This window comes from Curvibacter sp. T50 (assembly GCF_057219955.1).
Map to the genome: position 1 here is coordinate 1 of NZ_JBXVVU010000002.1, position 24,242 is coordinate 24,242.

A 24,242-nucleotide genomic window follows, 5' to 3' on the forward strand; every position below is an offset into this window, starting at 1 on the left:
CAAGCTGATCGCCCCGATCGCCATGGAAGAAGGCCTGCGCTTTGCCATCCGCGAGGGTGGCCGCACCGTCGGCGCCGGCGTCGTTGCCAAAATCATCGAGTGATTTTCTGTAGGGGTATAGCTCAATTGGCAGAGCGTCGGTCTCCAAAACCGAAGGTTGTAGGTTCGATTCCTACTGCCCCTGCCACCTGAGACGTGGCTCCTCCAAGCCCGCCAGACCTCTGGCGGGTTTCCGCGTCTGTCCACGGACAGACTTCCAAGTAAATAGAAAAGGCATATCTCGCCTCATATGGCTACCTCCGAAGTTGAAACTGTCCACGCAGGGACAGACAAGGCGAAGCTGGCTTTGTCAGCTGCTTTGCTGGTGGCGGGCCTGGCGGCGTTCTATCTGCTCTCGAAGCAAGGTGCGCTGGCCCAGTGGGGCGGCTTGCTCGTTGGGGTCGTGGCTGCGATTGTGGTGTTCGGATCTTCCGAGCATGGACGACAGCTTCTGGCCTTTGCACGTGATTCGTGGCGGGAGGTCAAAAAAGTTGTCTGGCCTTCCCGTAAGGAGGCAGTCCAGACGACGGCCTATGTCTTCGCTTTCGTCGTTGTGATGGCTATTTTCCTGTGGCTGACCGACAAAACTCTTGAGTGGGTTTTGTATGACCTGATCCTAGGATGGAAACGCTGATGAACGACGAAACACAGCAGGCTTCTGGAGCGCCAGCCACAAACCCGGACTTGAAGTGGTATGTCGTACATGCCTATTCCGGGATGGAAAAGTCGGTGGAGCGCAATATTGCCGAGCGGATTCAGCGTGCCGGAATGCAATCCAAGTTCGGACGCATTCTCGTTCCCACCGAAGAAGTGGTGGAGATGAAGAACGGGCAGAAGCGGACTACCGAGCGTAAGTTTTTCCCGGGTTACGTGCTTGTCGAGATGGTCATGGACGATGACACATGGCACTTGGTAAAGCACACCAACAAGGTTACCGGCTTCGTTGGCGGCGCAAAAAATCGTCCTGCACCGATTTCGGACGAAGAAGTTCGAAAGATCGTCAATCAAATGCAAGAAGGCGCAGACAAACCGCGCCATAAGGTCGAATTCGAAGTGGGCGAATATGTTCGCGTCAAAGACGGACCGTTTACCGATTTCAACGGATCGGTCGAGGAAGTCAATTACGAAAAGAACAAAGTTCGTGTATCGGTAACGATCTTTGGACGGGCAACACCAGTCGAGCTTGAGTTCAGTCAAGTCGAAAAGACCTGACTGTCCGGATGGAAATCTGACGCGCTTTTCGACTCGGCGTGCCAGCGCAAGTGAGAGTCGCAATTTACGGGGAGCCTGCTGGTTAGTGGGCGCTAGAACCCGATAGGAGTAAGAGCATGGCGAAAAAAATCGTCGGCTTCGTCAAGCTGCAAGTGCCAGCAGGCAAGGCCAATCCGTCCCCACCGATCGGTCCCGCATTGGGTCAGCGCGGTCTGAACATCATGGAGTTCTGCAAGGCTTTCAATGCGCAGACTCAAGGTGTCGAACCCGGCCTTCCCCTGCCGGTCGTCATCACGGCGTTCGCGGACAAGAGCTTCACTTTCATTATCAAGACACCCCCTGCGACCACGCTGATAAAAAAGGCGATCAAGCTGGACAAGGGTTCTTCGCGACCACATTTGGATAAGGTGGGCAAGATTACGCGAGCACAGCTTGAGGAAATCGCCAAGACAAAAATGAAAGATATGACCGCTGCTGACCTGAATGCTGCCGTCAAGACCATCGCGGGTTCGGCCCGATCGATGGGTGTGATCGTGGAAGGGGTGTGACATGGCTCAGCTGACTAAGAAGCAAAAGTCCTTTCAAGGCAAAGTAGACAGCACCAGGCTGTACCCTCTGACCGACGCGCTGGCCTTGGTTAAGGAGTGCGCCAGCGCAAAGTTCGACGAATCGATCGATGTGGCAGTGCAGCTCGGTGTAGATGCGAAAAAATCCGACCAAGTCGTTCGAGGCGCGGTTGTATTGCCTAACGGAACCGGGAAAACCAAACGTGTGGCCGTTTTTGCCCAGGGTGCGAAGGCTGAGGAGGCCAAAGCAGCTGGAGCTGACGTGGTTGGAATGGATGACTTGGCTGCCCAGGTAAAAGCCGGACAGATGCCCTTTGATGTCGTCATTGCCGCACCGGATGCCATGCGTGTTGTCGGTACCCTCGGCCAAATTCTCGGTCCTCGTGGTCTGATGCCGAACCCGAAAGTCGGCACGGTTACACCCGACGTTGCAACTGCCGTTCGTAACGCGAAGGCTGGACAGGTTCAGTTCCGTGTCGACAAGGCTGGCATTGTTCACGCCACCATCGGGCGGCGTTCGTTCGATTCCGATAAATTGCAGGGAAACCTCGCCGCATTGGTCGACGCATTGACAAAGGCAAAACCCGCGACGAGCAAGGGTGTGTATCTCCGCAAGATTGCTGTCTCGTCGACCATGGGGGTAGGTGTTCGCGTGGATACCCAGTCAATCCTGGCTTGAAACACAACAGAATTCGATCACTCCAAAAAGTGATCGGAGCGGTGGGCTGCAGGACTCGAAACAAGTCTGCAGGCCATCCGAGACCGTTGGTGCGCAACGATTGTGCTTAATAGACTTTTCAACCAACGCAGATGGCGACACCACTGCTAGAGGCAATGTCCTTAACAGTTGGTCGCTGAAAACCGGTGTGAACGAAGCCATTCGGCCTAGTTCATTTTTTTAAGGAGTAGACCTTGAGTCTGAATCGCAGTGAGAAAGAAGCGGTCATTTCCGAAGTGACCGGCCTCGCCGCTAAAGCTCAAACGCTGGTGATGGCGGAATACCGCGGTATCACGGTCGCAGCCATGACCCAATTGCGGTCCAATGCTCGCAGCAATGGTGTCAGCCTTAGCGTTCTGAAGAACACTTTGGCTCGCCGCGCTGTCGCTGGATCGTCGTTTGAGGTTGTGTCCGACCAGATGACCGGGCCGCTCATCTATGGCTTTTCCGAAGACGCTGTGGCTGCCGCAAAAGTGGTTGCTGATTTCGCCAAGACCAATGACAAATTGGTGATTCGTGGCGGCGCCTTTGCCGGGAAAGCCCTGGATGCCAACGGCGTGAAGCAATTGGCCAGCATTCCGCCGAAGGAAGTTTTGCTGGCCCAGCTGTGTGGCCTGTTGAAGTCCCCCATCTCGCGCACCGCGGTGGTGTTGGGTGCACTCGCGGCAAAGAAAGGCGAAGCCACCGCAGCCTGATTGGCCGGTGGAAGTTTCTGTAAACCAATTGTTAGGAAAATTATCATGGCATTCGATAAAGACACGTTTTTGACAGCTCTGGACTCCATGACCGTCATGGAGCTCAACGACCTCGTCAAGGCGATTGAAGAGAAGTTCGGTGTGAGCGCTGCTGCGATGGCTGCACCGGCCGCCGGTGGTGGCGCGGCTGCGCCGGCTGCGGAGGAGAAGACGGAATTCACCGTCGTGCTGACGGAGGCTGGCGCCAACAAGGTGTCGGTCATCAAGGCTGTTCGCGAAATCACTGGCCTTGGCCTTAAGGAAGCGAAAGATCTGGTCGATGGCGCTCCGAAGCCCGTTAAGGAAGGTATTGCCAAGGCCGATGCCGAGGCTGCGAAGAAGAAGCTGGAAGATGCTGGGGCGAAAGTCGAGCTCAAGTAATTCGGATCCTCGAAGGAGGCTGGAGCACCGACGGGCGCTCCAGCCTTTGATGCTTCAGGATTTCGTAGGGAGCCCACTCATAAGCGCTGAACCTCAGCGTTTATGAGTGTCCTCTGATCCCGACTGCGGGGGGCGCTGCTTGGTCCGGGTTGCGTGCAATGCGCGACCGTCCGCCAAGGGTCGGTAGGGGCCGACCGCCAAGCATCCCGTTCCAACGATCGGGATTCCAGTCCTCAAAGATCCCAGGACACCTGTCTTTGCCCGGAGATTTCATGCCCTATTCCTACACCGAACGCAAGCGCATCCGAAAAAGTTTCGGCTCCCGCGAGAGCGTGCTCGAGGTACCCTACTTGCTGCAGATGCAGAAGGATGCCTACACGGCATTTCTGCAGGCAGATACTGCTCCGTCGAAGCGGACAACCGACGGCCTGCAAGCGGCGTTCAATGCTGCGTTTCCGATCGTCTCGCACAATGGGTTTGTCGAGATGAAGTTTCTGGAATACAACCTTGCCCGGCCAGCATTCGATGTGCGGGAATGCCAGACCCGCGGACTGACTTTCGCCTCTGCGGTTCGCGCCAGGGTGCAGTTGATCATCTACGACCGTGAATCATCGACGCCTCAGTCCAAAGTTGTCAAAGAAGTGAAAGAGCAAGAGGTCTACATGGGCGAAGTGCCGCTCATGACCGAAAAGGGCTCCTTCATCATCAACGGTACAGAGCGAGTAATTGTCTCCCAGCTGCATCGTTCTCCGGGCGTCTTTTTCGAACATGACAAGGGCAAGACGCACAGCTCCGGCAAACTCTTGTTCTCGGCACGGATCATCCCGTATCGTGGTTCGTGGCTCGACTTCGAGTTCGATCCTAAAGATATCCTCTACTTTCGTGTTGACCGGCGCCGCAAGATGCCCGTCACGATTCTGCTGAAAGCCATTGGGCTGAATCCCGAATCCATCTTGGCCAACTTCTTCGTCAATGACAACTTCCGCCTGATGGACAGTGGTGCTCAGATGGAGTTTGTCGGCGAACGTCTCAAAGGAGAGGTTGCGCGATTCGACATCACGGATCGGACGGGCAAAGTCGTCGTGGCAAAAGACAAGCGCATAACTGCTCGGCACACCCGTGAACTGGAGCAGTCCGCAACCACATTCATCAGCGTCCCGGAGGACTTTCTTGTCGGTCGGATTGTTGCGAAGAGCGTCGTTGATCCTGACACTGGTGAAATCCTGGCAAAGGCAAATGATGAGCTCACCGAAGCACTTCTGAAAAAGCTTCGGGCGGCAGGAATTCAAAGTCTGCAGTGCATTTACACAAACGAGTTGGACCAGGGCGCCTACATTTCGCAGACACTTCGTATCGACGAGACCGTCGACGAACTGGCTGCTCGTGTTGCGATCTATCGCATGATGCGCCCCGGCGAGCCGCCGACTGAAGACGCTGTTCAGGCGCTCTTTCAGCGACTGTTCTACAACCCGGACACTTACGACCTGTCCCGAGTCGGGCGAATGAAGTTCAACGCCAAGGTCGGCCGGGAAGAGCCGACGGGCCCGATGGTTCTGACAAACGACGATATCCTTTCGGTGGTCAAGATTCTCGTTGACCTGCGTAATGGACGAGGCGAGGTTGACGACATTGATCACCTTGGGAATCGGCGAGTCCGCTGCGTGGGTGAGCTTGCCGAAAACCAATACCGGACTGGATTGGCGAGAATCGAAAAGGCCGTCAAGGAGCGTCTGGGACAGGCCGAGCAAGACCCCCTGATGCCGCATGACCTGATCAACTCCAAGCCGATTTCCGCCGCCCTCAAGGAGTTCTTCGGCGCTTCCCAGTTGTCGCAGTTCATGGACCAGACCAATCCGCTCGCCGAGATCACCCACAAGCGACGGGTTTCGGCTCTCGGGCCGGGGGGGCTTACGCGTGAACGTGCCGGTTTCGAAGTGCGGGACGTTCATGTTACGCATTACGGCCGGGTATGCCCGATTGAGACGCCCGAAGGTCCGAATATCGGACTGATCAACTCTTTGGCGCTGTACGCCCGTTTGAACGAATATGGCTTTATCGAGACTCCGTATCGTCGCGTCGTCGATGGGCGAGTCACGCACCAGATCGACTATCTATCCGCAATTGAAGAGGGTAAATACGTCATCGCCCAGGCAAATGCCGCGCTGGACGCAAGCGGACGCCTCGTTGGCGAACTCGTCTCTGCCCGGGAAAAGGGTGAATCGATCTTGGTCGGGGCTGAACGTGTCCAGTACATGGACGTGTCCCCCGCCCAGATCGTGTCGGTCGCCGCCTCCCTGGTCCCGTTCCTCGAGCACGACGATGCCAACCGTGCCTTGATGGGGGCCAACATGTCGCGGCAGGCGGTTCCTGTTCTGCGGCCTGAAAAACCACTGGTCGGAACCGGTATCGAACGGGTCGCCGCGGTGGACTCTGGAACCGTAGTCACTGCTCGTCGCGGTGGTGTAGTCGACTATGTCGATGCCACAAGAATAGTTGTGCGGGTTAACGATGCCGAGGCTGTTGCAGGTGAAGTCGGTGTTGATATTTACAACCTGATCAAGTACCAGCGATCGAACCAGAATACCAATATCCACCAGCGCCCTATCGTCCGAAAAGGCGATCTGCTGGCTCACGGTGATGTCATTGCGGATGGAGCGTCCACGGATTTGGGTGAGATTGCCATTGGCCAGAACATGCTCATCGCGTTTATGCCTTGGAACGGGTATAACTTCGAGGATTCGATTCTTATAAGTGAACGAGTCGTCGCCGACGACCGTTACACGTCGATTCATATTGAAGAGTTGGTGGTCATGGCGCGGGATACCAAGTTGGGACCCGAGGAGATCACTCGCGATATTCCCAATCTGTCCGAGCAGCAACTGAATCGGCTGGACGAAAGCGGGATCATCTACGTTGGAGCCGAGGTACAACCCGGCGACACCTTGGTCGGGAAAGTGACGCCGAAGGGCGAAACCACGTTGACGCCAGAGGAAAAGTTGCTGCGTGCGATCTTTGGGGAGAAGGCTTCCGACGTCAAGGACACCTCACTTCGGGTCGAGCAAGGGTCACAAGGAACAGTAATCGACGTTCAGGTCTTCACGCGCGAAGGCATCCAGCGGGATAAACGTGCGCAACAGATCATCGATGATGAACTCAAGCGGTACCGCCTCGACTTGAACGATCAACTACGGATCGTGGAAGCAGATGCGTTTGATCGCATCGAAAAGTTACTCAGCGGCCGTACTGCAAACGGCGGCCCACAGAAACTGGTCAAGGGTACCCGGATCGATAAAGCCTACCTGGCTTCTGTCGAACGGTTCCACTGGTTCGATATCCGTCCGGCCGAAGATGATGTCGCAATGCAGCTTGAAAGCATCAAGAACTCGCTTGAGCAGACCCGGCATAGCTTTGACCTCGCGTTTGAGGAAAAGCGGAGGAAACTGACGCAGGGCGACGAACTGCCGGCGGGTGTGCTCAAGATGGTCAAGGTTTACCTCGCCGTCAAACGGCGCCTGCAACCGGGTGACAAAATGGCCGGCCGCCATGGAAACAAAGGGGTTGTCTCCAAGATCGTGCCTGTTGAAGACATGCCTCATATGGCTGACGGAACACCGGCGGATATCGTATTGAACCCGCTGGGGGTCCCGTCTCGGATGAACGTGGGTCAGGTGCTGGAAGTCCACCTGGGATGGGCAGCCAAAGGGATCGGAAAGCGCATTGGCGACCTGCTTCAGGCGGAGGGCCGAATCGCGGAGGTGAGACAGTTCCTGGAGAAACTCTACAACGACATGGGGCGGAAAGAGGACCTTTCCCAACTCTCAGATGAGGAATTGGCCGTGCTCGCCAGCAACTTGAAGACCGGCGTTCCTTTTGCGACACCTGTTTTCGACGGGGCCTCTGAGGAAGAAATTCGAGCGATGTTGCGACTGGCGTATCCGGACGACGCCGTCAACCGGATGGGTTTGACCACAACGCGAACCCAAGCCAATCTCATTGATGGCCGAACTGGCGAAGCCTTTGACCGTCCCACTACGATCGGCTACATGCACTTCCTGAAGTTGCACCACCTTGTCGATGACAAGATGCACGCGCGATCAACCGGTCCCTACTCCTTGGTTACCCAACAACCTCTTGGCGGAAAGGCTCAGTTTGGCGGTCAACGATTCGGCGAAATGGAAGTCTGGGCGCTGGAGGCCTATGGCGCGGCTTACACCCTTCAGGAGATGCTGACTGTGAAGTCCGACGACGTGCAAGGACGAACCAAAGTCTATGAAAGCATTGTCAAGGGCGAACATTCGATCGAGGCCGGCATGCCTGAATCGTTCAACGTTCTTGTCAAGGAGATCCGCTCTTTGGGTCTTGACATTGAGCTCGAACGCTCTTAATCGACAGGAAGGAACCCCATGAAATCCCTACTCGACCTGTTCAAGCAATTTACTCCGGACGAGCATTTCGATGCCATTCGGATCGGCATGGCCTCGCCCGAACGGATTCGGTCCTGGTCCTTTGGCGAAGTGAAGAAGCCCGAGACAATCAACTACCGTACTTTCAAGCCTGAGCGGGACGGGCTTTTCTGCGCAAAGATTTTTGGTCCGATCAAGGACTATGAATGCCTCTGCGGAAAGTACAAGCGGCTCAAACACCGCGGCGTAATCTGCGAAAAATGTGGCGTCGAAGTCACTCAGACGAAAGTCCGGCGCGAACGGATGGGACATATTGATCTGGCCGCGCCGTGTGCCCATATCTGGTTCCTGAAATCCTTGCCGTCGCGTCTGGGCCTGGTGCTTGACATGACCTTGCGCGACATTGAGCGCGTTCTGTATTTCGAAGCTTATGTGGTGACGGATCCGGGCATGACCCCGCTGAAAAAGTTCAGCATCATGTCCGAAGACGACTACGACGCGAAACGCAAGGAATACGGTGACGAGTTCGTTGCCAAGATGGGTGCCGAGGGTATCAAGGATCTACTGCACGGGATCGAAATCGAAACCGAAATCGAGCGGCTACGTGGGGACCTGACCGGCTCCGAGGTAAAAGTCAAGAAAAACGCCAAGCGTCTCAAAGTCCTTGAAGCCTTCCGCAAGTCGGGCATCAAGCCCGAATGGATGATTCTGGATGTCTTGCCCGTTCTGCCGCCAGACCTGCGGCCGCTGGTTCCGCTTGATGGCGGTCGCTTTGCGACATCCGATCTGAATGATCTATATCGGCGCGTCATCAACCGGAACAGCCGTTTGAAACGCCTCCTTGAACTGAAGGCACCCGAGATCATCGCCCGAAACGAAAAGCGGATGCTGCAAGAAGCCGTAGACAGCCTTCTGGATAACGGACGCCGTGGCAAAGCCATGACCGGTGCGAACAAACGTGCTCTCAAGTCCCTGGCCGACATGATCAAGGGCAAGAGTGGACGGTTCCGTCAGAACCTTCTGGGCAAACGCGTCGACTACTCCGGTCGCTCCGTAATCACCGTGGGTCCGACGCTGAAGTTGCATCAATGTGGTCTGCCCAAGCTGATGGCGCTGGAACTGTTCAAGCCTTTCATCTTTGCACGCCTTGAAGCCATGGGCATTGCCACCACCATCAAGGCGGCCAAGAAAGAAGTTGAATCCGGTACGCCCGTAGTGTGGGACATCCTGGAGGAAGTCATCAAGGAACATCCGGTCATGCTCAACCGGGCGCCAACCCTGCACCGTTTGGGTATTCAGGCCTTTGAGCCTATCCTGATCGAAGGAAAGGCAATCCAGTTACACCCGTTGGTGTGTTCCGCCTTCAACGCCGACTTCGACGGCGACCAGATGGCCGTGCACGTTCCATTGTCTGTCGAGGCACAGATGGAGGCTCGAACTTTGATGCTCGCCTCCAATAACGTTCTTTTTCCTGCCAGTGGCGAGCCGTCCATCGTTCCTTCCCAGGACGTAGTGTTGGGTCTCTACTATGCGACCCGCGACCGGATTAACGGAAAGGGAGAGGGCCTCGTTTTTTCGGACATCGGCGAAGTTCAGCGGGCGTTGGATGCCGGCGTGGTCGAACTGACGGCCCGAATCAGCGTTCGGTTGACCGAGTGGACCCGCGACAAACAGACAGGCGTATTTTCTTCGGCGACCAAATTGGTCGATACGACGGTAGGCCGTGCGCTGCTTTCTGAAATCCTGCCAAAGGGCCTACCGTTCAGTCTGCTGAACAAGGCACTGAAGAAAAAGGAGATATCCCGACTGATCAACGGCTCATTCCGCAAATGCGGTTTGAAGGAGACCGTTGTCTTCGCCGACAAACTCTTGCAAAACGGCTTCCGTCTGGCCACGCGCGCCGGCATTTCGATCGCCATTGACGACATGCTGGTACCGCCACAGAAGCCCGAAATCATTGGCCGCGCAGAGAAAGAGGTCAAGGAGATTGAACAGCAGTACGTATCGGGTCTCGTCACTGCGGGTGAGCGCTACAACAAGGTTGTTGACATCTGGGGCAAGGCCGGCGACGAGGTTTCCAAAGTCATGATGGCCCAACTGGCCAAACAGAAGACAATGGACCGCAATGGCAGGGAAGTCGATCAGGAGTCGTTCAACTCGATCTACATGATGGCCGATTCGGGAGCCCGAGGCTCAGCGGCACAGATTCGACAGCTGGCGGGAATGCGCGGCTTGATGGCCAAGCCTGATGGCTCGATCATCGAGACACCGATTACGGCCAACTTCCGCGAAGGCCTGAACGTGTTGCAGTATTTCATCTCCACGCACGGTGCCCGAAAAGGTCTCGCTGACACGGCGCTGAAAACAGCCAACTCAGGATATCTGACGAGAAGACTTGTCGACGTGACCCAGGATCTGGTCGTTACGGAGGAAGATTGTGGCACCCGAGATGGTTCTCAGATGCGAGCCATCGTCGAGGGCGGCGAAGTTATCGAATCACTGCGCGAGCGGATTCTTGGACGCGTCGCAGCAGAAGAAGTCATTCATCCTGAAACCCGCGAACTGATCGCCCAAGCCGGTGAAATGCTCGACGAGGACATGATCGACGAAATTGAGGCGGCCGGCGTTGATGAAGTGAAGGTCCGGACCGCATTGACATGCGAGACGCGGTTCGGCATCTGCGCAAAATGCTACGGCCGAGATTTGGGCCGCGGCGGCCTCGTCAACAACGGTGAAGCGGTCGGTGTCATCGCCGCCCAGTCGATTGGTGAGCCCGGTACCCAGCTGACCATGCGGACCTTTCACATCGGTGGCGCGGCATCACGGGCTGCGATTGCGTCAAGTGTCGAGGCAAAGTCCAGCGGGCTTGTCGGATTCAACTCCACCATGCGCTATGTGACCAACAGCAAGGGTGAGTTGGTTGTCATTGCGCGCTCGGGCGAAATCGTCATCCACGACGAACACGGCCGCGAGCGCGAGCGACACAAGGTGCCGTACGGTGCGATTTTGACCGTGAAGGCGGATCAGGCCATCAAAGCCGGGACCATTCTGGCCAACTGGGATCCGTTGACCCGACCGATCATTACCGAGTTTGCCGGGAAGGTGAAGTTCGAGAACATCGAAGAAGGCCTTACGGTTGCCAAGCAGGTCGACGAGGTGACCGGACTTTCGACCCTCGTGGTCATTGATCCGAAGCGTCGAGGTGCCGCCAAAGTGGTTCGACCGCAAGTCAAACTGGTCGATCCCGCAGGAAACGAAGTAAAGATTCCCGGGACAGACCACTCGGTGACGATCGGATTCCAGGTGGGTGCGCTGATCCAGGTCCGGGATGGACAAGAAGTGGGTCCCGGGGAGGTACTTGCCCGTATACCGGTAGAAGGACAGAAGACCCGCGACATCACCGGCGGTTTGCCTCGCGTAGCGGAATTGTTCGAAGCGCGCTCGCCGAAAGACAAGGGCGTCCTTGCAGAAATGACAGGGACCGTCTCCTTCGGCAAGGAAACGAAGGGCAAGATTCGCCTCCAGATTACCGATCCCGATGGCAAGGTCTGGGAAGAATTGATCCCCAAGGAAAAGAACATCCTTGTCCACGAAGGACAGGTGGTTAACAAAGGTGAGAACATTGTCGATGGACCGGCTGATCCTCAGGACATCCTGCGCCTGCTTGGCATGGAGGAGCTGGCCCGCTACATCGTTGACGAGGTTCAAGATGTTTATCGCTTGCAGGGCGTGAAGATCAACGACAAGCACATTGAGGTCATCGTGCGGCAGATGTTGCGGCGGGTTGTTGTCGAAAACCCCGGGGAATCGAGTTACATCGCAGGCGAACAGGTCGAGCGTTCGGAGATGCTGGATACCAACGATGCGTTGCGTGCAGACAACAAGATTCCCGCAACCTACAGCAATTTGTTGCTCGGCATCACCAAGGCCTCCCTGTCGACGGACTCCTTCATCTCTGCCGCATCCTTCCAGGAGACAACTCGCGTGCTTACGGAAGCAGCGATCATGGGCAAGCGCGACGAGTTGCGTGGTCTGAAAGAGAACGTCATCGTTGGTCGATTGATTCCTGCGGGAACCGGGCTTGCGTATCACAAAGCTCGCAAAGACAAGGACCAGCTCGACGAGACCGAACGCCGTGCCATCGCTGATGCCGAAGCGGCTGAATTGGCCGAGGCGGCAGCAGCCAGCGAGGCATCAAGCGAAGGGGCCCCTACCGCCTGACGGGCAATTTGTCGATCCGAAAGGCCTCACACCGGACCTCGCTGCTGGTGTGAGGCCTTTTCTTTCGATCTGGCGTTTTCAATCCTTGGAGAAACGCGTTGACGCATATGCCGGCCCGAGCGGAGCCCCATGAAGTCCCTCTGTGGTTGCAACTCATTCATGCAGCTGAAATGGTCGCTGCCGTTGCTGAGGGACGATCCTTGTCGGATAGCTTTCGTTCGGTTCCGACGGCGTTGATGCCTGGTGTCCAGGCACTCACATTTCAGGCATTGCGTTCTCTGGGCCGGGCGCGATTCATTCGCGAAAAATTGGCCCGACGACCTCCCGCTGTCGCAGTCGACGCTCTTCTATGCCTGGCATTGGCATTGGCCTGGAGAGCCAATGGAGATCCTTACCCGGAGCACACGCTGGTTGACCAGACGGTGGAAGCGGCCAAACGCTGGAGGGCGACAAGGGGGTCGGCACCTTTTGTCAATGCCTGCCTTCGTCGATTCCTGCGCGAAAAGACGGTCCTGATCGATCAGAGCGAAAGGATACCGGAGGCCCGCTGGAACCATCCGCAATGGTGGATCGAACGGCTTGTTGTTGAACACCCTGATCACTGGGAAACGATTTTGCGGGCAAGCCAATCGATGGCGCCGCTGACCCTGCGGGTCAATCGACGACGCATCGATCGTGCGGTTCTGCTCGAGCGACTCCACGCCGAGGGCGTTGCAGTGCGCCCCGTTGGTGTTTCGGGGGTGCAGGTAACTGAGTCGGTACGATTCTCGCGACTACGGGGCTTGCAGGAAGGGGACTTCTCGGTTCAGGATTCGGCGGCTCAACTCGCTGCGCCGCTGCTGACTGATCATCTGCGGGACTCTGAGACACCCTTGATTCTGGACGCCTGTGCTGCGCCAGGCGGCAAGACGGCCCACCTGGCCGAATTGAGACCTGACGCCATCATCCATGCCCTGGAGATTGACCCATCGCGCGCCCCACGAATAGGAGAAAACCTGACCAGACTGGGGCTGGATGCGAAGGTCTCTGTAGCCGACGCAAGCAAGCCGGCAGCCTGGTGGGACGGTAGGCCATTCGACGGAATTCTCCTCGATGCCCCATGCACAGCCTCCGGAATAGTACGGCGGCACCCGGACATACCGTGGCTTCGGCGGGCCGGCGACGTGCGCAACCTTGCGTCGATACAGAAAGGCCTGCTGGATGGGCTCTGGCCTTTGCTGAAACCCGGCGGCACACTGGTCTATTGCACCTGTTCCGTGTTTCATGAAGAGGGTCAGGGCCAGATCGAAGCGTTTCTCAAACGCAACAACAATGCGCGTTTGGTCGACAGCCCTGGACACCTTCTCCCTAACTCCGGCGAACCGGGCATCGAAACTCCGGACAATAGCCTCGGTGAACACGATGGCTTCTATTTCGCAGTGCTACGCAAGTTGGCGACTTGACCAGGTGCGCCAGTGCGCCAAGTTGCGCGTCGGGCTTGTTGCACTTGTGCTCCATGCCCTCAGCCTTTCGGCGATGGCACAAAGCCCTCGCGCAGACAGCCCGGAGGTCCGTGTGGCGCGCACCGAACAAGGTGTGATGCTCAGTGGCAGCGTTCGTTTCGATTTGTCATCCAGCATAGAGGATGCGCTGCTCAAAGGCGTGCCGGTTCATTTTGTCTACGAAGCGGACGTGGTCCGTGAACGCTGGTATTGGCTAGATCGTCGGGTAAGCGCCCGGTCCCGGCATCTGCGCCTGAGCCACCAGCTCCTGACCCGCAAATGGCGCCTGGCGACCACGTCTGAGGCGGGTGGGTTCGCGGGCACACAGGCGAACATCCAACAGACCTTCGACAACCTTGCCGATGCGCTTGCTGCCATCAAACGCATCAACCGGTGGAAGATCGCGGAATTGCAGGAACTGGAAGGCGATTCGCCCTACCTTGTTCACTTCCGCTTCCGCCTCGATCTCACCCAACTTCCCAGACCGCTGCAAATTGGTGTCGCGGGTCAATCGGAGTGGAGCATCAATCAGGCGCGAAGTGTTCCGCTGATCGAGGAACGGTTGCCGTGACCACAGGCGATTCTGTGCCGCAGGGCGACTCGGGAAAAGCAGCCAGGCAAGGGCTGCGCAGGTGGCTACTGGTCTCTGGCCTGGCATTGATTCTGTCCTTGGCCATGGTTGTGATGTTCATGTTGGTTCAGGCGACCAACAACCGCCAGCTCTATGAGCAGTACTACCTGGCGCTCCTTGCCGTGAATGTCGGTGCTGCAGTCCTTTTGCTTCTGGTGATCGGGTGGATCGTCGTCCGCCTTTTCATGCGACTTCGCCGAGGCAAGTTCGGCAGTCGGCTTCTGATCAAGCTCGCAGCGATATTTGCGATGGTGGGCCTGCTGCCCGGCGCAATGATCTATGTTGTCTCCTACCAGTTCGTCTCTCGCTCGATCGAAACCTGGTTCGATGTCAAAGTCGAAGGTGCTTTGGACGCCGGGCTGAACCTTGGGCGCGCAACCATCGATGCACTCGGAAGTGATCTGGCGACCAAGGCCGCCCAGGCGTCGAACCAGTTGGTGGATGTCCCCGACTCCAGCGCGGGTCTGGCGCTGGAGCGGATCAAGGACCAGACGGCTGCCACCGATGTCTTGCTGTGGCGGGCCAATGGCACCCTGCTGGCCAGTGCCGGTGAATCGCGTTTCAGCTTGAACCCCTCGCGTCCGAGCGCCCAGATGCTACGTACGGCTCGCAGCCAGCGTGTCGTGACGTTTGTCGAAGGCCTGGAAGAACTTCGGCCCGAATCGGTTGACCAGGCGCGAATCCGGGTCCTGGCGCTGGTACTGCCGCCCGCTGGCTTCGATCTGGGCGCAGAGCCCCGCTACCTGCAGATCGTCCAGGCATTGCCGCCGAAATTGGTCGCCAATGCACTGGCCGTCGAACAGGCGAACCGGGAGTATCAGGAGCGCGCTTTGGCCCGAACCGGCCTGCGCCGAATGTATATCGGCACCTTGACCTTGAGTCTGGTTCTGGCAGTTTTCGGCGCTGTATTGCTGGCGGTGGTGTTGGGCAACCAGCTGGTACGACCATTGCTGGTTCTCGCCGATGGCGTTCGAGATGTCGCTGCTGGCGACCTCAGTCCAAAGGCGGCGTTGCAAAGCCATGACGAGCTCGGTGGCTTGACGCGTTCGTTCGCCCAGATGACTCAGCAGCTCGCCGATGCTCGGCACGCGGTCGAGGTCAGCATGGTGCAACTCGACTCGTCACGCGAGAAATTGCAGACCATTCTGGACAACCTCACTGCCGGGGTCATCCTGCTCGACCCCGAAATGAACATCGTTTCCTCCAACCCCGGCGCAACCCGCATTCTTCACGTTCCGCTGGCCGCGTATGAGCGCAAACCCCTTGCTGAAGTCCATGGACTGGATCAATTTGCCGGCGCCGTCGCTGCTGAATTTGGCGAGCTGCGTCACGCCCCGCAGGACTTTGCGGCCGATCATTGGCAACAATCTTTCAATCTGACAGCTGGCAACACCATGATGCCGGGCGGCGAGGGCATTACCTTGATCGCACGCGGAGCCTATCTTCCCGATGGCACCCGCCTGCTGGTTTTCGACGACGTGTCGGAAATGGTATCGGCGCAACGCGCGCAGGCTTGGGGCGATGTCGCCCGGCGTCTGGCGCATGAAATCAAGAACCCGCTGACGCCGATCCAGCTCTCGGCTGAGCGGCTCGAGCACAAACTCGCCAACAAACTTGCGCCGCCAGACCAGGCGCTACTTTCCAAAGCCGTGCGCACCATTGTCGAACAGGTGGACGCGATGAAGCGATTGGTCAACGAGTTTCGTGACTATGCGCGTCTTCCCAGCGCTGAACTCAGCCCCATGGACCTGAACGCGCTTGTTCTCGATGTACTTCAGTTGTACGACGGGGCGGCAGGCACAGGGGCGGAAGCGGTTGCGGTGACCAGTGAACTGGACCCGCATTGCCCGCCGGTCAGAGCGGACGCGCAGCAGATACGCCAGGTCCTGCACAACCTGGTTCAAAATGCCCAGGACTCAACATTGACGTCAAACAGCGAAAAGCGCCGCTTGGCAGTCCGGATTCGAACGGAGTGGAACGCCGAGACGGGACGGGTGCGCTTGTCGGTGCTGGACTCAGGAGCTGGCTTTCCTGATGCAATCCTCAAGCGGGCGTTCGAACCCTATGTGACAACCAAGGCCAAAGGAACGGGTCTGGGCCTCGCTGTAGTCAAGCGCATAGCCGACGATCATGGTGCTCGGATTGATCTCGGTAATCGCTTTGATGACGGTAAGGTGATTGGTGCGCAAGTGTCGCTATCATTCACGGTCGGTACAGCTTCAACCTCCTAGGGCGAAGCAATAGCTTTTGCAAGGAACGTGCGAGGAAATGGCAAACATACTGGTCGTTGACGACGAACTCGGAATACGGGATCTGTTGTCTGAGATCCTCAACGACGAAGGCCACCAGGTTGAGTTGGCCGAAAACGCGGCCTGTGCTCGCCTGGCGCGGAACCGGTTCCGTCCTGACCTCGTCCTGTTGGATATCTGGATGCCGGACACCGACGGGGTGACCTTGCTCAAGGAGTGGTCGGCTACGGGCCTTCTGACGATGCCGGTGATCATGATGAGCGGGCATGCGACGATCGACACGGCCGTGGAAGCGACCAAGATTGGCGCCATGTCCTTCCTTGAGAAACCGATCACGCTGCAAAAGCTGCTGAAAGCCGTGGATCAAGGCCTTGCGCGTGAGACCCAGCGCGCTACGCCCCACCGCCCGGTCGGGCCATCTGTTGTTCCGCCGTCCGACCTGACCGTCGAGGCCGCCATGACCGGCGGATTGGCCTTGCCGGTCGCCCAGGATCTGGGCCCCAGCGGGCGGCAGGTCTTCGAACTGGACCAGCCGCTTCGCGAGGCGCGTGATGAATTCGAGAAAGCCTATTTCGAGTTCCATCTGGCCAAAGAAGGCGGATCCATGACGCGCGTCGCCGAAAAGACCGGCTTGGAACGGACTCACCTGTATCGCAAGCTCAAACAATTGGGCGTGGACCTCACACGCAACAAGAAGGGTTACGCCTGACCCCAAAAGGTGGGTTTGGGTGTGCTAAAATTCCCGCTTCGTTGGCCCGGTAGCTCAGTTGGTAGAGCAGCGGATTGAAAATCCGCGTGTCGGTGGTTCGATTCCGCCCCAGGCCACCAAAACTTAACGCCCAACTGTTCTCAGCTGGGCGTTTTCATTTGTGCTTTCCCCATGGCACGCGGGGTTCCCGGCCATTCTGCGTGTGCCACTAGCCTGCCGAGATCTGGCTCATGTGTCGGTATTTCGATCCTGGTTCGCCCTCTCTTCTCCCAAAATCTCTGCCAACTTTTTAGCTTTGGCACACGCACATCGCCTTACTGGACAACAAGTTATGCGTGTGTCGGAATTTCGGGTTTTACCGCAGTCTTGGGGGACCAGTACATGATGCTGGATCAGTAGTGTCGGCAGTAAATAGAACTGTCCGGTTTGGTACCCCGGTCCGAGTACAGAGACGCAAACAGGCCATAGCGTGCAATGGTCTGGCCGATCCCATGAAAGCTCGATGCCGTTCCCTCCTGGGGGCAAAAGAACATGCTGGTGTGCTCGTTGGTGGCGTCGTCCATCGTGACCACCAGATCCCGCACAGAATCTGGCACCCAGCGGTGGGTGCTGGCGTCCTGGTGGATCATCATGCCCGCCAGTGGCATGCGTTCGCGCTTGATGCGGTGCTTGCCCCTGACTTTGCATGCCTTGACCACGCCGGCACCCTGGAGCACGCTCTTGAGCCAGCTATAGCTGCGTGCGCCAGAAAGCTCTGCCTTGTACTTGCTGTGAAAGTGAGCCACGTTCCAGCCGGCAAAGCCGCTCTTGTACAACTGCACAACGTGATCGACTTCGAGCCCACTGGCACGGCGCTTGGATACCTGACTGAGCCGCTTGTCCAGCAGTCCCTCCAGGCCATCAGCCTCGAAACGTTCAATGTGGCGGCGAAAGCTGCGCTCGCACTGGCCAAGTAATAGGGCTGCCTCAGCCTGGGTCAAGCGTCCCTCGCTCCAGCCATCGTAGGCTTCTTGAAATCTCATCTTCCGGTTCTCCTGCACGTAGCGGGCCCGGCTTATGGGGGCGTGTTGCATCGCTCCTCCACAAACCGGACAGATTACTTGCTAAGAACCGGACAACCTATTTACTCCCGACAGATGCTGGATCAGTAGATGGACTTGTGGCTGACTTCGTGTAGCATAAAAGCTAAATAAGACAAGAAGGGCGGATAGTTGCAATATGAGCGCAGTACCTGCATTGAAGGCGGTGCCCGGAGCAGGCGCTGCCAATGATCAAGACGATAAGACCGCAAAAGATCACATCAAAGGCACTCATACGCCCGAAATCGTTGTGGCGTTGTGTGGTCCTCTAGGTACGCCGCTGCACGACGTTGCCAAAATATTCCAAGACTTGCTGCGTGGGCAGGACTATGGCTATAAGCATGTTGACATCATCAGGCTCAGCGATGAAATTCGGGAGATGGCCAGTCTGCCTCACGAAGCAGACATCGCCGCACTCATCAAAGCCGGGAACGATCTTCGTGAAAAGCACGGACGCGCAATCCTAGTCCAGCGCGCCATTCGTCGCATTTCACTCAATCGACAGAGGAAGAGTGAGGGGCAGGCCGACGTCAGTCACCAGCCCAAGCTTTTTGCTGATGAGCCGAGCGATGTTGTTATACCTACGCCGATCGAATGGACCTGCCACATCATTGATTCGATCAAGAATGAGGAGGAGCTCGAACTTCTCCGTTTCGTTTACGGTGACATGCTGCATATCGTTGGCGTCTACGCGCCTATCGAACAGCGAATCGCTCGACTTCAGAAAAAGATTTCTAAGCCGGAGCAAATCCACACGTTGATCAATCGTGACTCAGGCGAAGAGCAGGACCACGGACAGCAAGTCCAAGATACCTTCCCGCATTCCGACTTTTTTCTGAGGGTCGACGCAGGGACGGATTCGCAATTGACATCGCGCGTTCGTCGATTCCTGGACTTGATGCTTGGAACCAGAATCATCACTCCGACTGTTGCGGAGCGTGCCATGTACGCGGCGTCGTCCGCTGCCATGAACTCGGCTTGTCTTTCACGTCAGGTGGGGGCTGCGCTGACAAGCGCGAGCGGGGAACTGATCGCTACTGGATGGAATGATGTCCCTCGAGCATTTGGTGGCCTCTACGAGATTCAAGACCTGCGTGCGTCGGCTGATGACGATCATCGGTGCTACAACAAGGACGGCGGGAAGTGCTTTAACGATGAAGAGAAAGACTTGATCGCACGGACCGTCATCGACAAGATGATTGCTAAAGGCATTGTGGACGAGGGCAAGGCTGAAGAAGCCGTCAAACTCATTCGCCATGACTCTCAGCTTCGCAGCTTGATAGAGTTCTCACGCGCGGTGCATGCTGAAATGCATGCTCTCTTGAATGCAGGAGCGCAGCATGGTTCTAAGGTTCGCGGGGGCAAGCTATTTGTTACAACCTACCCCTGCCATTCATGTGCTCGACATATTGTTGCGGCAGGCGTGCGTGAGGTCTATTTCCTGGAGCCTTACCGCAAGAGCTTGGCAACCAAGCTCCATGAAGATGCGATAACTGAGCAGGAGACGAACACTTTGAAGGTTCGAATCGTGCCGTTCGACGGCGTCGCGCCGTCGCGTTTTCTAAAGTTTTTCGAGGGCAACGACCGCAAGGACAGCATCACAGGAATGATGCGTAAGAAGACTGCGCGTCCAGTTACTGCCGTCACAATGGAAGCGGTATCTTCGCTTGAAGGCATCGCCATTCGCGCTCTACAATAGCGACTTGTCGGAGCGAAAGCTCGTTCGTTGATTCTTCACTATCTGAAAAAGTCCCGGAGCCTTACATGACCCGCGCATCCGATGAGCAGTTGGAGTTGAACTTCGAAGGCGAGCAAAAGCCGAGCGAACAGGCACTTGCGTCGCCTAGTGTTCAGGTGTCTGCTTCCATCGTTTGCTTCACCTCGCATCTCCTTTCACGCCGCGCCCGCGAAGAAGAGTCGAAGGATGCCAAACTGCTTGAACGGATCACCAGTCGAGTTCAACACTTCAAGTAGTCTTGCCGCACAAGAACGATTGAGTCTCCTTTGGCGTACATTCTGGCTGATCAAGGATGGCGAACAATAGCTGCTTCATCAGTTACTCGGATTCTCTGCACATGGCATCCAGTACTCACCAGGACGCATAGTTGATTGCACGAGCGTGCGGTAAGCATGCAGCGGTCCCTCGTACTCGGGTTTTCCCTTGTTTGCTGACTTTAACTTGAACAGATCAATGGGCTTTTGGCTTTCTTGCCCTGCCTTCAACATGACCCGCTCGGCGTTCACTGGAACTCCCTTGAACGACCATAGCGCGCCAAACACAGCAGCCTGACCGTCCGAGCATCGGATCGGCCCATGCGGCCAATCTTCCAAGGTGACCCACTTGAAGTCCGTCGAGAACGGTCCATGAGCCGGCACCCAGGGATCTGACACAACCATCTGCTCCGGATGTGCACCAGACTGGATGCAGGAAATCACGCCGCCGTAAAGCATGAACCGGTCTTCCAGCGGCAGCCATTCAATACCGGTGGCAAATGGCACCCCGCGCATTTGTGGCGCCTTGGGCGCGATAACCCGAATGGTGGCACCTGGTGTGCGGACCCGGTCAAAAACGGCCGGTTCGGCCCATAAACGGCCCAGGCTGCGCGACAGCACCACGGGCTCCCTTCGCGCGGCACCCAGTCGCCAGACACCGTCGCCCAGGTCAGTGATTCCATCTCGACTTTCGATTTCCAGGGCTCCCCGCAACTTGGACCGCAGCCAGTTTTCATCCAATATGATGGCTGCACGGTCCCCTGCTGACAACTGCACGGGGCCACACTCTGGGCACTGACAAATCTGCCCACCGTGGCCATCCCCATGGATTTGGCCGTTATGCAATTGGCAGTAGGGGCACAGCACATGGGTTCGATTCAGTACCGTGGGCTTGATTGCCGCCCCCAGCGTGGCGCACGCCTGGGTTTCAGCCGCCGAGAGCGCGCCACGGTACACCGGCGTGCCACCCGCGAACAGACGACATACCAATGACCATGCATCATGCGCCGACATGCATCAATCCTGGTACTCAGGTTGGCGTGCTGTCGAATCTTCGGTCGGAGGCATTTCCTGGGCATTGAGTGTCTGCCCCTTTTGGAGAATGCCCAGCGAGACCAGGTAACCCTCCAACTGGGCCTGAAGGCCCTCATCGAATTTGTGCAGATTCAGGCGCCCCTTGCGGGTCACCTCGATCGTGACCACCTTGGACCGAACCTTACCGGGTTCGGGTGGGTAATACAGGTTCACATGCGCCGAGGTCACCATCCAGTTCTCTGCCAAGGGGCCAGGGAGCTTTTCTGCCAAGAGTTCGGTGACACAGCGATGTTCACTGGACGCCATGGCGGTGCAGTCCACTTTGAGTTGGTTGTCCGGGCTGAGCAGGGTCAGGGACTTCACTTGCAAGGCCATGAAACCATCGGACTGTGCTTGTGGAACATCAAAGCCCATACGCAGCGCGGACAAGTCCAGTGTCGGGGGCTTCAAATGGTGAGCTTCCACACGTACATGCAGCAGGCGTTCGGCGAAGGCCTTGAGCAGCATTTCATGGTACTTGATCCCACCCTTAACCAAGGAGCGCGTTACGCCTGTCGTGGCGGAGTATTCGAGGACCGAATGGATGTTGGGATTGCCGACCCGGCGCTTGAGATCATCACCCTGGAATTCCAGCTGCACCATGGCCAGGTCCTTGACGTGGACGCTCAGCAGAAACACATTCGGGCTGCGCTCGACCACATAGGCCTTGCTGCGGTCACCACACTGCATCTCCCGCTGGTAGAACGCTGCAACGTCGGCCCGCAGCGCGGCAAGGGCAGGAGCAGATGTGTCAGGAACCCGCTTGACGCCCAGGTCGTGCTGTTGCGCTTGCGAACTTTGGCGGTCGAAATGGTCCACATCACCGGCGCGGTCAAAGAGATCCGGATGTTTGACGTACAGCCAAAATGAGCGATGCAGATCACTCTGGCCGGTGGCCAGCCCCGCAACGGCGGCGGCATTGTCCTTGGCGACCTGGAACATGGCCTGTTTGCCAGCGGCGTCCCCCAGCACGACGCCTGCACGCAGTTTGGCGGCTACTTGATCGCGGACGGCCGTGTCCGGATGGTCCATGACTGCATCAATGATCGCCTGGGTCGACGAGGAATCGTCAGTCCAGGCAAAGTCATCGGGCATGTGCAGCCCTTGGTGGTTCAGGAATTCGCGCAGTGCTGCGTCCACTGGAAGTTCATGCAGCAATTCAATCCAAGTCTTCTTCATATTTTTGGTCCTTGCGTTTGCCGATGGTCTGCGCTCCCCCCTGGGAACTGATGCTGGCCGTCGATATGACTAAACAGATATCCCTTGCGGGTAAAGCAGCGAGATACAGCGGAATTGTGAACCTCGGATTTCCGCTTGTCAATCAAAGTGGAACTAGAGAGTAAGCTTTGTTTCTCGTTGCTATACTCAAAGACCGTCAATTTCAATCCCAAGACAGGAGATCTGCCATGGCTTCTGCATTCGGAGCGCGCCTGAGGCGTTATCGCGAGGCAAAGGGGCTGACGCTGCAGCAAGTCGCTGACAGCGTCGGATGCACAAAAGCCTACATATGGGAGCTGGAAATGAAGGATGGTCAACGTCCTTCGGCTGAGCGGATCCATGCCATTGCCAAAACCCTCGGGTTGACGATGGAAGATCTGATGGGGGAGCCCGTGGATGACGCCACCTCGGCCACACCTGAGGATGTCGCATTCTTCCGCAACTACGCGGGCATGGACGATCATGACAAACAGGTCTACCGGCAAATGCTGGACTTAATGTTCAGCAAGCGTAAAGACCAGTCCGACGCCAAGTGAGTACGCAGAATTCCCTCAACGGCTTTACCGCTGCCAGCACCATCCACAAATGGCTGCGGGCCGCGCATGGTCAGTTGATCACGACGATTGACCTCGACCAAGTTCGTGCAGGTCTGGCCGGTAGTCCTTTGGGCAAAGAGGTGCGCGTGATCAAGGATCCCATGCCGTTGCCCATTCAGGGCTGCGAAGGCATGCTGGTCCGAAACCCGGATGATCCGGCGGAGTGGGGCATTTTTTATCACCCCGATGCCAGCAAGGAGCGGCGGCGTTTCACCATCGCGCATGAGTTGGGGCATTTCGTCCTCCACCGATCCAAGAAACTCACGTTCAAATGTGACAAGGAGTCTGTGCACCTGGGACTGGACGCATCGGCCAATTTGGAGCGTGAGGCCGATGATTTCGCCAGCAACTTGCTGATGCCGGGCGACATCCTGCGGGACTTGCTGGCAGACAGAAATATCAATCTCCACCTCTTGAGTGAGGTGGCTCAAACCTTTGGCGTGTCATTCGAGGCGTTGTGCATCCGGTTCATCAAATACACGCCATTGCGCGCGATCTTGATTCATTGGGACAACGGCTTTCTCAAGTACGAGTGGCGAAGCACCAGTGCGGTGAAAACGCGCGCCCGCATCCGGCGACTGTCGGATCCTGCGGAGCCGTTGCGAGGTACCCTGGCCGCTGACAGCGATGTTGACCAAGACTGGGATGGCACTGTTCTTCCTGCATCCCTGTGGTGCATGGAAGAAGCACCGCACATGCGGCTTACGGAATTCAAGCATTCCTATGCTGCGCGCGATCGTGTGATGACTCTCTTGATCCTGGAGGGGGCGGAGCCTCGCGCATGGGACAGCACGTGGCAGGATGGGAGAACGTCGGACAGTTTTGATCGGTTTGAGTCAAGCGGGCAGTTGCCGGTACGGTAGCGCCCCTGTCTATCGACGTGGCAAACATGCGCAACTACCGCAACCGCGCTGATTTCCCCTAAATCACGTTACGCGA

Annotated in this window: 20 protein-coding genes and 2 tRNA genes; 19 read left to right on the plus strand and 3 right to left on the minus strand. The window is 57.1% G+C overall.

Going from position 1 to position 24,242, the window contains the following annotated elements; genetic code table 11:
• From AC2EBU_RS09355 to AC2EBU_RS09425, 15 genes are all read left to right on the plus strand, one after another.
• A partial coding sequence (locus AC2EBU_RS09355; protein ID WP_080363168.1) for an EF-Tu C-terminal domain-related protein occupies positions 1-103 on the plus strand: 103 nt, incomplete at its 5' end.
• 8 nt (positions 104-111) lie between these two features.
• Positions 112-187, plus strand: a tRNA-Trp gene (locus AC2EBU_RS09360).
• A gap of 102 nt (positions 188-289) precedes the next feature.
• The gene (gene secE, locus AC2EBU_RS09365; RefSeq protein WP_484610157.1) at positions 290-673 is read left to right on the plus strand and encodes a preprotein translocase subunit SecE; all 384 of its coding nucleotides are present in this window, start codon (positions 290-292) and stop codon (positions 671-673) included.
• The gene (gene nusG, locus AC2EBU_RS09370) at positions 673-1,251 is read left to right on the plus strand and encodes a transcription termination/antitermination protein NusG (protein ID WP_484610158.1); all 579 of its coding nucleotides are present in this window, start codon (positions 673-675) and stop codon (positions 1,249-1,251) included. The genes secE and nusG overlap by 1 nt, the downstream gene beginning before the upstream one ends.
• 116 nt (positions 1,252-1,367) lie before the next feature.
• The gene (gene rplK / locus AC2EBU_RS09375; protein WP_484610159.1) at positions 1,368-1,799 is read left to right on the plus strand and encodes a 50S ribosomal protein L11; all 432 of its coding nucleotides are present in this window, start codon (positions 1,368-1,370) and stop codon (positions 1,797-1,799) included.
• A 1-nt stretch (position 1,800) separates the two neighbouring features.
• Positions 1,801-2,496 carry a 50S ribosomal protein L1 gene (rplA, locus tag AC2EBU_RS09380; RefSeq protein WP_484610160.1) on the plus strand — a complete coding sequence of 232 codons (696 nt, stop codon included), beginning with the start codon at positions 1,801-1,803 and terminating at the stop codon, positions 2,494-2,496.
• 233 nt (positions 2,497-2,729) lie between these two features.
• Positions 2,730-3,230: a 50S ribosomal protein L10 gene (gene rplJ, locus AC2EBU_RS09385; protein ID WP_484610161.1), complete on the plus strand. Its 501-nt coding sequence runs from the start codon at positions 2,730-2,732 to the stop codon at positions 3,228-3,230.
• Positions 3,231-3,275: 45 nt separating this feature from the next.
• On the plus strand, positions 3,276-3,650 hold the full coding sequence (gene rplL / locus AC2EBU_RS09390) for a 50S ribosomal protein L7/L12 (protein WP_484610162.1): 375 nt from the start codon (positions 3,276-3,278) through the stop codon (positions 3,648-3,650).
• Between the two features lie 272 nt (positions 3,651-3,922).
• Positions 3,923-8,035 (plus strand): DNA-directed RNA polymerase subunit beta, encoded by a 4,113-nt coding sequence (gene rpoB, locus AC2EBU_RS09395; RefSeq protein ID WP_484610163.1) that lies wholly within the window; start codon positions 3,923-3,925, stop codon positions 8,033-8,035.
• Between the two features lie 18 nt (positions 8,036-8,053).
• On the plus strand, positions 8,054-12,274 hold the full coding sequence (gene rpoC / locus AC2EBU_RS09400) for a DNA-directed RNA polymerase subunit beta' (protein WP_484610164.1): 4,221 nt from the start codon (positions 8,054-8,056) through the stop codon (positions 12,272-12,274).
• Between the two features lie 146 nt (positions 12,275-12,420).
• Positions 12,421-13,716: a 16S rRNA (cytosine(967)-C(5))-methyltransferase RsmB gene (rsmB, locus tag AC2EBU_RS09405; protein WP_484610165.1), complete on the plus strand. Its 1,296-nt coding sequence runs from the start codon at positions 12,421-12,423 to the stop codon at positions 13,714-13,716.
• Positions 13,676-14,326: a DUF4390 domain-containing protein gene (locus AC2EBU_RS09410; RefSeq protein ID WP_484610568.1), complete on the plus strand. Its 651-nt coding sequence runs from the start codon at positions 13,676-13,678 to the stop codon at positions 14,324-14,326. The genes rsmB and AC2EBU_RS09410 overlap by 41 nt, the downstream gene beginning before the upstream one ends.
• The gene (locus AC2EBU_RS09415) at positions 14,323-16,617 is read left to right on the plus strand and encodes an ATP-binding protein (RefSeq protein WP_484610569.1); all 2,295 of its coding nucleotides are present in this window, start codon (positions 14,323-14,325) and stop codon (positions 16,615-16,617) included. Before AC2EBU_RS09410 ends, AC2EBU_RS09415 begins: the two co-directional genes overlap by 4 nt.
• A gap of 37 nt (positions 16,618-16,654) precedes the next feature.
• A complete protein-coding gene (locus AC2EBU_RS09420; RefSeq protein WP_484610166.1) occupies positions 16,655-17,344 on the plus strand; it encodes a response regulator in 690 nt (229 codons plus the stop codon).
• Positions 17,345-17,387: 43 nt separating this feature from the next.
• Positions 17,388-17,463 (plus strand) — tRNA-Phe (locus AC2EBU_RS09425).
• 273 nt (positions 17,464-17,736) lie between these two features.
• On the opposite strand, the gene AC2EBU_RS09430 is transcribed toward AC2EBU_RS09425, so the two are convergent.
• Positions 17,737-18,366 carry a helix-turn-helix domain-containing protein gene (locus AC2EBU_RS09430; protein ID WP_484610167.1) on the minus strand — a complete coding sequence of 210 codons (630 nt, stop codon included), beginning with the start codon at positions 18,364-18,366 and terminating at the stop codon, positions 17,737-17,739.
• A gap of 196 nt (positions 18,367-18,562) precedes the next feature.
• On the opposite strand from AC2EBU_RS09430, the gene AC2EBU_RS09435 reads away from it, so the two are divergent.
• Both AC2EBU_RS09435 and AC2EBU_RS09440 read left to right on the plus strand, forming a co-directional pair.
• On the plus strand, positions 18,563-20,122 hold the full coding sequence (locus AC2EBU_RS09435) for an anti-phage dCTP deaminase (RefSeq protein ID WP_484610168.1): 1,560 nt from the start codon (positions 18,563-18,565) through the stop codon (positions 20,120-20,122).
• A 65-nt stretch (positions 20,123-20,187) separates the two neighbouring features.
• Complete coding sequence (locus tag AC2EBU_RS09440; protein WP_484610169.1) at positions 20,188-20,397, plus strand: hypothetical protein; 210 nt, start codon at positions 20,188-20,190, stop codon at positions 20,395-20,397.
• 78 nt (positions 20,398-20,475) lie between these two features.
• Here the strand turns inward: AC2EBU_RS09440 and AC2EBU_RS09445 are convergent, their stop codons facing one another.
• Positions 20,476-21,429, minus strand: coding sequence for a hypothetical protein (locus AC2EBU_RS09445; protein ID WP_484610170.1), 954 nt, complete (start codon positions 21,427-21,429; stop codon positions 20,476-20,478).
• A 3-nt stretch (positions 21,430-21,432) separates the two neighbouring features.
• Complete coding sequence (locus AC2EBU_RS09450) at positions 21,433-22,668, minus strand: hypothetical protein (protein ID WP_484610171.1); 1,236 nt, start codon at positions 22,666-22,668, stop codon at positions 21,433-21,435.
• A gap of 227 nt (positions 22,669-22,895) precedes the next feature.
• On the opposite strand from AC2EBU_RS09450, the gene AC2EBU_RS09455 reads away from it, so the two are divergent.
• Both AC2EBU_RS09455 and AC2EBU_RS09460 read left to right on the plus strand, forming a co-directional pair.
• The gene (locus tag AC2EBU_RS09455; protein WP_484610172.1) at positions 22,896-23,243 is read left to right on the plus strand and encodes a helix-turn-helix domain-containing protein; all 348 of its coding nucleotides are present in this window, start codon (positions 22,896-22,898) and stop codon (positions 23,241-23,243) included.
• Positions 23,240-24,166 carry an ImmA/IrrE family metallo-endopeptidase gene (locus AC2EBU_RS09460; RefSeq protein ID WP_484610173.1) on the plus strand — a complete coding sequence of 309 codons (927 nt, stop codon included), beginning with the start codon at positions 23,240-23,242 and terminating at the stop codon, positions 24,164-24,166. Before AC2EBU_RS09455 ends, AC2EBU_RS09460 begins: the two co-directional genes overlap by 4 nt.
• The last annotated feature ends 76 nt before the right edge of the window (positions 24,167-24,242 follow it).

Excerpts from the sequence above, each read along its gene's own strand:
- rpoB (WP_484610163.1), top strand. The coding sequence starts at position 3,923 with ATGCCCTATTCCTACACCGAACGCAAGCGCATCCGAAAAAGTTTCGGC.
- AC2EBU_RS09410 (WP_484610568.1), top strand. The coding sequence starts at position 13,676 with ATGGCTTCTATTTCGCAGTGCTACGCAAGTTGGCGACTTGACCAGGTG.
- AC2EBU_RS09440 (WP_484610169.1), top strand. The coding sequence starts at position 20,188 with ATGACCCGCGCATCCGATGAGCAGTTGGAGTTGAACTTCGAAGGCGAG.
- AC2EBU_RS09450 (WP_484610171.1), bottom strand. The coding sequence starts at position 22,668 with ATGAAGAAGACTTGGATTGAATTGCTGCATGAACTTCCAGTGGACGCA.
- rpoC (WP_484610164.1), top strand. The coding sequence starts at position 8,054 with ATGAAATCCCTACTCGACCTGTTCAAGCAATTTACTCCGGACGAGCAT.
- AC2EBU_RS09430 (WP_484610167.1), bottom strand. The coding sequence starts at position 18,366 with ATGAGATTTCAAGAAGCCTACGATGGCTGGAGCGAGGGACGCTTGACC.
- rplK (WP_484610159.1), top strand. The coding sequence starts at position 1,368 with ATGGCGAAAAAAATCGTCGGCTTCGTCAAGCTGCAAGTGCCAGCAGGC.
- AC2EBU_RS09455 (WP_484610172.1), top strand. The coding sequence starts at position 22,896 with ATGGCTTCTGCATTCGGAGCGCGCCTGAGGCGTTATCGCGAGGCAAAG.
- rplL (WP_484610162.1), top strand. The coding sequence starts at position 3,276 with ATGGCATTCGATAAAGACACGTTTTTGACAGCTCTGGACTCCATGACC.
- AC2EBU_RS09435 (WP_484610168.1), top strand. The coding sequence starts at position 18,563 with ATGAGCGCAGTACCTGCATTGAAGGCGGTGCCCGGAGCAGGCGCTGCC.
- secE (WP_484610157.1), top strand. The coding sequence starts at position 290 with ATGGCTACCTCCGAAGTTGAAACTGTCCACGCAGGGACAGACAAGGCG.
- nusG (WP_484610158.1), top strand. The coding sequence starts at position 673 with ATGAACGACGAAACACAGCAGGCTTCTGGAGCGCCAGCCACAAACCCG.
- AC2EBU_RS09445 (WP_484610170.1), bottom strand. The coding sequence starts at position 21,429 with ATGTCGGCGCATGATGCATGGTCATTGGTATGTCGTCTGTTCGCGGGT.
- rplA (WP_484610160.1), top strand. The coding sequence starts at position 1,801 with ATGGCTCAGCTGACTAAGAAGCAAAAGTCCTTTCAAGGCAAAGTAGAC.
- AC2EBU_RS09420 (WP_484610166.1), top strand. The coding sequence starts at position 16,655 with ATGGCAAACATACTGGTCGTTGACGACGAACTCGGAATACGGGATCTG.